The 7,087-nt window shown below is 64.6% G+C and carries 4 protein-coding genes and 1 other RNA gene; 2 read left to right on the top strand and 3 right to left on the bottom strand.

Features of this window, described 5'->3' with window-relative positions; all coding sequences use genetic code 11:
* Positions 1–202: 202 nt before the first annotated feature.
* The 3 genes from KF791_13280 to ssrA all read right to left on the bottom strand — a co-directional run bounded on the left by KF791_13280 (position 203) and on the right by ssrA (position 3,310).
* Positions 203–979 (bottom strand): MarR family transcriptional regulator, encoded by a 777-nt coding sequence (locus KF791_13280; protein ID MBX3733555.1) that lies wholly within the window; start codon positions 977–979, stop codon positions 203–205.
* A gap of 617 nt (positions 980–1,596) precedes the next feature.
* On the bottom strand, positions 1,597–2,877 hold the full coding sequence (locus tag KF791_13275; protein MBX3733554.1) for a tyrosine-type recombinase/integrase: 1,281 nt from the start codon (positions 2,875–2,877) through the stop codon (positions 1,597–1,599).
* Between the two features lie 76 nt (positions 2,878–2,953).
* Positions 2,954–3,310, bottom strand: a transfer-messenger RNA (tmRNA) gene (gene ssrA, locus KF791_13270).
* Positions 3,311–4,466: 1,156 nt separating this feature from the next.
* Between ssrA and KF791_13265 the strand changes: the two genes are divergently transcribed.
* Together KF791_13265 and KF791_13260 are read left to right on the top strand one after the other, a co-directional pair.
* Positions 4,467–5,489, top strand: coding sequence for a DUF4912 domain-containing protein (locus KF791_13265; GenBank protein MBX3733553.1), 1,023 nt, complete (start codon positions 4,467–4,469; stop codon positions 5,487–5,489).
* The gene (locus KF791_13260) at positions 5,489–7,087 is read left to right on the top strand and encodes a DUF1957 domain-containing protein (protein ID MBX3733552.1); all 1,599 of its coding nucleotides are present in this window, start codon (positions 5,489–5,491) and stop codon (positions 7,085–7,087) included. The genes KF791_13265 and KF791_13260 overlap by 1 nt, the downstream gene beginning before the upstream one ends.

The raw sequence follows: 7,087 nt of genomic DNA, 5'->3' as shown, positions 1-7,087 counted from the left end.
CTGTTCACCCGTTATCGTGAACGTTTTGATAGCTTTCTTTTGACGGCGTGGGGCAACCTCGTGGTTGAACCTCCAGGGTGGCCCGCAATTGAACGCATTGCCGTCTCCACTGCGTTTTGATTCGACCAGAGTCAAGCATAGCGGACCATAAAACAAGATGCCTTGCAGGACGCATTCTGCGCGATCCAAGTTTTAGCAGGTTTCATCCTATTGCTTGTTCCAGCATCCATTGCCCATGCTCCGGCGTTCCCCACTTGGGCTCCTTTTTTGCCGCGGGTGCAGGCGTTGCCTCGTCCTCCCATCGGCGGCCGTTGAGGTAGGTCGCCGGGTACGGGATAAATGCGCCGCCGTCTTTGGTCCATTGCGGGTCGTTTTCGAGTCGGTGCGCGATGTTTGCGATGATCCTCGCCAGTTCGCACGGTTTGATTTTCTTGAATGCCCTCCTGGCGGCAACCTTTGCGGTTTTCTTGGGGTACACTGCCCAGAATTCTTCAAACCCATCGTCCTCCACGACGTCAGGCGTCTCCGCAGGGTCAGCAGGAATCGAAATGGGGGTGGGGGGTCTTTTGTCTTGGAATGACTTATTCTGGAATACCTTATTCTGGAATACCTTTGTACCCCTTATTTCCGGGTGGGTGGGAACCCCTCCGTTTCCGCCACCTCTGGAGGGCAATGAGGGGTGCCCCTCATTTTCAGGCACCCCTCCGTTTCCGGTGGGTTCAGAGGTCCAGATGTCTGGATCTGCAACTGTGAAGACTGTTGTGCTCCCCTGGCGCCTCGTGCGATTTATCATCCGGCGAGCCTCCAGGACGCGTAGGGCGCGCCAGACTGTGTCTTTGTGCATCTGGCATACTTGTGAAATGGTTAAAACGCTTGCCAGGCATTTGTCGCGCCGCAGGATGTGGCAAAGCACGCGGAATTGGCCGGGATTTAGTCCCGCTTCATCCAGCCGAGAGTGAATGAATCCCACGTTGTTCATGGAAATAAAAAGGGCAGCACGGCACGGGGTTAGCGGTGCTTAGGCGTCGCACGGCGAAGGTGCTCCAAGACGTCCCCAGGAGAATAACGGATCAAGTGCCCCAGCCGGATGTGCGGCACGGCCCCCTCGGTCCTGCGGGTCACCAATGTTCTCCGGGAGATTCCCAAGAGTTCGGCCATGCACTCTTCGTCCAGCAATCGAAGGGCAGTTTCTTCTGATGTCGGGTTTGTTTTCATAAGCGTTGTGCGAACCCATTTAGCGGCTCGGCTGCAATCTACTGTGAAACTGTTGATATTAAATGCAAGCTCAGGCGCTGATATAATTTGAATTCTGTTACATTAATCAAGTTGCGGGCGGGCGCGTCGTCCGCAGAATCTGCCGGCGTGGCATTTTTGAATGTGAACGCAAGTGGCTTGTAGGCAGGCGGTAACGCGCCACACTCCCCGCCCGCATACCGACCCTGGCGGATGATTTGAATGCGCCGCCCGGGCCGGAGAATTTTCTTACCGAAAAGCGGGACTTTACCAGGGGGCCGACGGTTTTTTATGGGGCGCCCGTGAGGAAATGCCGGGTGAGTCCGCATCCTCATGCCTGCCCACCGGCCCAGCGCGGCACGCCTACTTTGGAGCCTCAGGGGGGGCGGCTGAAAACGGCCGGATGTCGAACCAGGCCTCGCCGTCTGCTTGACTCACAAGTGCTTTGTAGTGCCGGTGGACCATGTTGGGGGAGTTCCCTGCCTCCGCGGCAACCCGGGCGGCGTCGGCACAAACCGCTAGGCGGTAGCTGATCGCCGAATGGCGTAGCGCGTTGTGCCGCCACTTGACCCCAACCTTGGCGGCGGTCCGCGCGAACCGGTGATTCATCGCGCGATCATTTGGTGATGGACTCACCGGCCCGGAGTCCCGAACCAAGGGGGTCAGCCATTCGACCAGGTTGTCCGGCATCGGGACAATGCGGCGGGAGGCGGTCTTGGCCCGGTCGGCACCGACCACAATGACCCGCTCCGCCAGCTTCACGGCGTCCCATGTGATTCGCGCCAGTTCCGCGGTCCTGATCCCTGTGAACGCAGCAATGGCCAACGCGGGGCGTATGTCATCTGGCGCAGCTTCCAGGATGCGCCGCATTTCCTCGACGGAGAAGATTCCGGTCTTGGAAGGCTCGGGTTTGGGGGCATCCAACTCAGCCAGTTCATCGGCCTGGTCCCGGGTGATGTACCGTTGGCGCCGGGCGAAGTGGAACAGGCTGACGATCATTCGCTGGAAGTTGAACTTCGAACGGTTGGTCATCGGCTTACCGTCTTCCCTGGTGAGGCTTCGGATCCAATCCCGGAGCATCGCGGGCGTGATGCTGGCGATTGGGCATTGGAAGTCGGCAGCGAACCGTCTCAACCGCCGGCGAAGGTCTCGAAGGTGCTCGGCGCTCAACCGCCGGGCGTCAGCATCAGCGATCATTTCCTGCACCACCTCGTCCACCTGCTTCTTCGCCATCCCGGATGGGTGCCGGCGGAGGAAGTCGTCCACCGCTTCCAGAATCCCGATGCCAGCGGGCAGCCTGTGTGTCGCGGCAGCAAAGGTCTTGGCGGCCTCGAACAACGACGCGTTCAGACCGTCCAGGGCGGAAACCGCAGCCTGGTGCTCTCGCACCTCGTCGGAACTCAGGCTTAGGGCGTCGCCCCGGTTCAGGCGCCATGCCTCAGAAACTTGCCGCCATTTCTCAATGGCAGTCTGCCGCTCAGCGAAGTCGCGGACACGACGACGCCCGCCGGGCTCCGTGTACACCAGCCGGAAGATACCGTACTGCCGCCCGCCCACCGACTTCTTCGCCTGGTAGAGCTTGCCGGAGAATGATCCTGACTTGAGGACTTCGGGGCCTGTCTTCGAGTTCTTCGTGGCACTCATCGGGCCCCTACTGTAGCAAAACCGTGGGAAGGAACCGACCCCCTGTCTGTCAACAGTTGCAAATCAACGGTTTAGCTGGTGGAGGCGGGGGGAGTTGAACCCCCGTCCCTGATGTTCCAACTCGAAACGAACTACATGCTTAGTCGGCCAGGGATTTTCTACGGAACCGTAACGGGCCGACAGCGACCGGTTCCGCCTAGCTCGCATGAGGTTTCTCGGCCGACAGCGCGCGAACTCCGCCGCCAACCATGCCTGCTGATGGCGTCCGTTCCCCGTAGCAGGTGTTCGGAGACGAACGTCACGGCTTAATTAGGCCGCGAGAGCCAACTCTTCGTTAGCAGTTGATGTTTGACCCGATGATTTACGAGGCCAACGGATCGTCCTCGGCATGCCGTCGCGAGCGGGCTCGCCAGGTCGAAACCAGTACGCCCCCTCTGTCCAGCGCGCGCACCGTCGGGGAGGGGGTGAACGGAGTCAAGCACCCCAACGAACAACGGCCCTTCCGAAGACGATCACCCCGGCTTCCTCGCGAACGGGAACCCGTGACTTGCGCCATCGTTCGAAACCCCTGCGCAAAACCATTGCACCGCACGGTCCGGCAGACCAAATTTGGGTGAGCCGGGTTCCCCTTCCGGCGGTCCCTCCCCTCCGACGTGATGAAATCCACGAAGCGTCCGACCAACAAGGTTGTCCGCCCCAAGACCGCTGCCGTCGCACCCAGGCCACCCAAATCGTCGCCCCCCGCCGCACCGGTGACCTCTCCGACCGCCATCGGCGGACCGGGGAAAACGCGCGCAGAACAGCAACGCGGCAACGTCCCCACGCCGTCGGCCGCCACAAAGCCAGTCTCGACGGGTAGGAGTCCCAAGACACCGCGAACGTCCCAGCTCCAAACCCGTCCGGGAGCCAGCCCAAAACTTGCGACCGGAAAATCCGACACGGCCTTGCCCTCGACGGGCCGGAAGATCCCAACGCCGACGGTCTCGATCGCCGTGGATCTCCACCCAACCGCCGGCCGCCCGAAGCGCAGGACCGCTTCGAGGCGCTCCACCGGTGACGCGAACGCCACGTCGTCGAGTACGTCCACAGCCGGCAAGACCCACGCCTCATCTGCCCCATCCGCCTCAAAGGCCGTCGCACCTCGCAGGCGTCAGCGCAAGGTCGCAGCCGGGTCGGGAGCCAAGCCGCGATCTCCCGACTCCAATACCGAACGAGCAGCTGCCCCCGGCGCAATCCCCCCGCCTTCGCGGGAGGTGAAGGCGCGACAGCGAGGTACACGACCCTCTTCGCAATCGCGTCAGGCATCCTTGACGGACCGCACACGTGGCCGTCGGGGCTCCGACGCGCGGAAGTCTCAGCCCCCCCCGACCGGCGTCCCGATCGCCGCCCGCCCCCCGGCGTCCCCCTCGTTGCCATCAGCCGAGGCCGCCTTCCCGCGGATGACACCGTTCGTCCCACCTTTCGTTCATCGGGACGCACCCGCCCGTCCCCTGCCCCCGATTCCGCCCATCCTTCTCGCCGGGGATTATCCTCCGGAAAGCCTGTGGACCGTTTCGGATGCGACCACCAGGCCGGCCGTGCCGCAGGGGGTGAAACCTCCGATGGTGGAAGCGCCGTTTCCGCGGCCGGTGCCGCTCTGGATGCGGGCACGGGATCCCCTTTGCGTCGTGGTCTTCTGGCAGACGGATCCGGAAGCGCTCGACCTGTACCTCGACGCCAACACCGGCGGTTCCTGGCGGCTCCGGCTCGCGGCCGACCATCCGGGAACTCCGCTGCTGCATGACGCGGTCCTGCCCTTGGACCGCGACCACGAGTTTGTCGTCGTCGCGAACGCCGGTGAGACCTACGTCGCCGAAATCGGATTTCTCGACATCCGCGGATCTTGGAGGCCCCTGGCGCGTGCGACGGCCGTCACCACCCCTTCGGAGAAGCCGCCTCAACCCGGGACATTCCTTCCAACGCCGGCCCGTTCCCAGGAAGTGCGCCGCCCCCAATTGCCGCCGGCGCCGTCCCCCACCGATCCGCACCCGATCGCGAAGCAGGAGCAGGAGTCCGCTTCAATTCCAGCGATCGCCCGCCGGCCCTTCACGGACGCCACCGGCCCTGCAAAGGCCGTACCGGAAGTTCTGTGGTCCCTGATCCGGGAACCGGATGTGACGCACACGGGCCCCAGCTCGGAGACGGTCACGGAATGGACCGCCCGCGCGGTCGGTGTCCCGGTCCCAAAGGCACACGCGACGATCCCCTCCAGCACCGACGTGCTGCGGGGCGATCTCGCGGCACCGTCCAGCGCCGAACTCCCCACCGCGTCGGAACGCGACTTCTGGTTCGAGGTGAATGCCGAGCTGATCCTCTACGGGCGCACCCGCCCCGATGCCCGGGTCACCTTGGACGGACAGCCGGTCGTGCTGCGACGGGATGGTTCATTCCGCTTCCAGTTTTCGCTGCCGGACGGCCGGTATGCCCTCCCGGTGGTGGCGGTGAGCGCAGCCGGGGACGATTCACGCGCGGCGCATCTGGAGTTTTCCCGCGCCACCTGCCTGCAGGGTCCCGTGGGCCAGCATCCGCAGGATCCGATGCTGCATCCGCCAGGCGCCGCCCCGGTGCGCTGATGAAGCCCCCCGGGCTCATCCTGTTGCTGCACGCGCACCTCCCGTTTGTCCGGCATCCGGGGTTTTCGGTCTTCCACGAGGAGTCCTGGTTTTTCGAGGCGGTGCTGGAATGCTACCTGCCGCTCCTGGAGGTGCTCAACGGATGGGAACGCGACGGGGTTCCCGGCGCCCTGACCCTCAGCGTCTCTCCCACGCTCGCTGCGATGTGGGAGGATCCGCTGCTCCGGCGCCGGCTGCGGGCCCATCTGGACAACGTGCTCTCGCTGGCGCGCAAGGAGGAGATCCGCGCGCACCTGCTGCCCGAACGGCGCGCGGTGGCCCGCTGGCTTTTGGAACGACTGGAGCGGCGCGCCAGCGACCTCGACGGACCCGGAGCAGCACTGGCCCGGGCCTTCGGCCACCATGCGGCCGCCGGACGTCTCGAACTGATCACCTGCCCGGCGACGCATCCCACGCTGCCATTGCTCGTGGACGAACCGGGTTCGATCCGGCTCCAACTCCGGACGGCCCTCGACGCACACAACCGCCTGTTTGGATCTCCGCCCGCGGGCCTCTGGCTCCCGGAATGCGCGTGGTGTCCGGAAATCGAGCGACCGCTGCTTGCGGCGGGAATTCGCTGGACGGTCCTGGAAACCCACGGGTTGGGGCAGGCCACGCCACCGCCCCGGCGGGGAATCTTTGCCCCGGTGCTGACGGGCGGCGGGCTCGCAGTCTTTGGACGTGACCCCTGCAGTGCACGGCAGGTCTGGAGCCGCCACGGAGGCTATCCCGGGGATCCCCGGTACCGGGAGTTTCATCGGGACGTGGGGCACGAAGCAGATCGGGAGTATCTGGAACCGCATCGTCACGGCGCGCTCGAGCCCGGGTTTACCGGCCTGAAATTCCACCGCATCACCGGACCCGGACCCGTCAAGGCCCTTTACGACCGCCCGGCCGCCCTGGACGCGGTGCGGACCCATGCGGCGCACTTCATCGGACAGCGGGCGCGGATGCTGCAGGAAGCGGCCCGGCACCTGGATCGCCCGCCGGTGCTGATGGCTCCGTACGATGCCGAATTGTTCGGGCATTGGTGGTTTGAGGGCCCGGAATTCCTGGATGCCGTCGCACGATGTGCGTACCATCCGGAATCAGGGCTCCGGTTGACCACGCCGTCGCAGGTCCTCAAGGCCGGCGACCCGATGGAATGTGTGACACCTGCGGCATCCACATGGGGTGATGGTGGTCACTTCCGGGTATGGCTTCATCCGGAAAATGCCTGGATGGAGGTGCCCGTGCGGAACCTCGGACGCCGGCTGGTGGCGCTGGCCTCCCGCCGATCCGGAATGCCGGAAACCGCGCTGGGTGGGCGCCGGCTCCGGCAGGCGGCGCGCGAACTGATGCTGGCCCAGGCCAGCGACTGGCCCTTCCTCCTGGCCATGGGCACGGCGGGGGACTATCCCGCACGCCGATTTCGCGACCACGTCGCGGCCGCCGGCGCCCTGGCGGAGGCGGTGGAGGCGGATGCTCCCGACGACGGCCGCGACGGGCTGTCCGCACGCGAGACGCAGTACAACCTTTTCCCCGGGGTGCAGTGGCGTCACCTGGCTGCCCGCGGTTGA

It is taken from the genome of Verrucomicrobiia bacterium (assembly GCA_019634635.1).
Taxonomy (GTDB): Bacteria; Verrucomicrobiota; Verrucomicrobiia; order Limisphaerales; family UBA9464; genus UBA9464.
This window is presented reverse-complemented; position numbering and strand designations above follow the sequence as displayed.

Coding starts and splice junctions, on each gene's coding strand:
- KF791_13260 (MBX3733552.1), top strand. CDS start 5,489: ATGAAGCCCCCCGGGCTCATCCTGTTGCTGCACGCGCACCTCCCGTTT.
- KF791_13275 (MBX3733554.1), bottom strand. CDS start 2,877: ATGAGTGCCACGAAGAACTCGAAGACAGGCCCCGAAGTCCTCAAGTCA.
- KF791_13280 (MBX3733555.1), bottom strand. CDS start 979: ATGAACAACGTGGGATTCATTCACTCTCGGCTGGATGAAGCGGGACTA.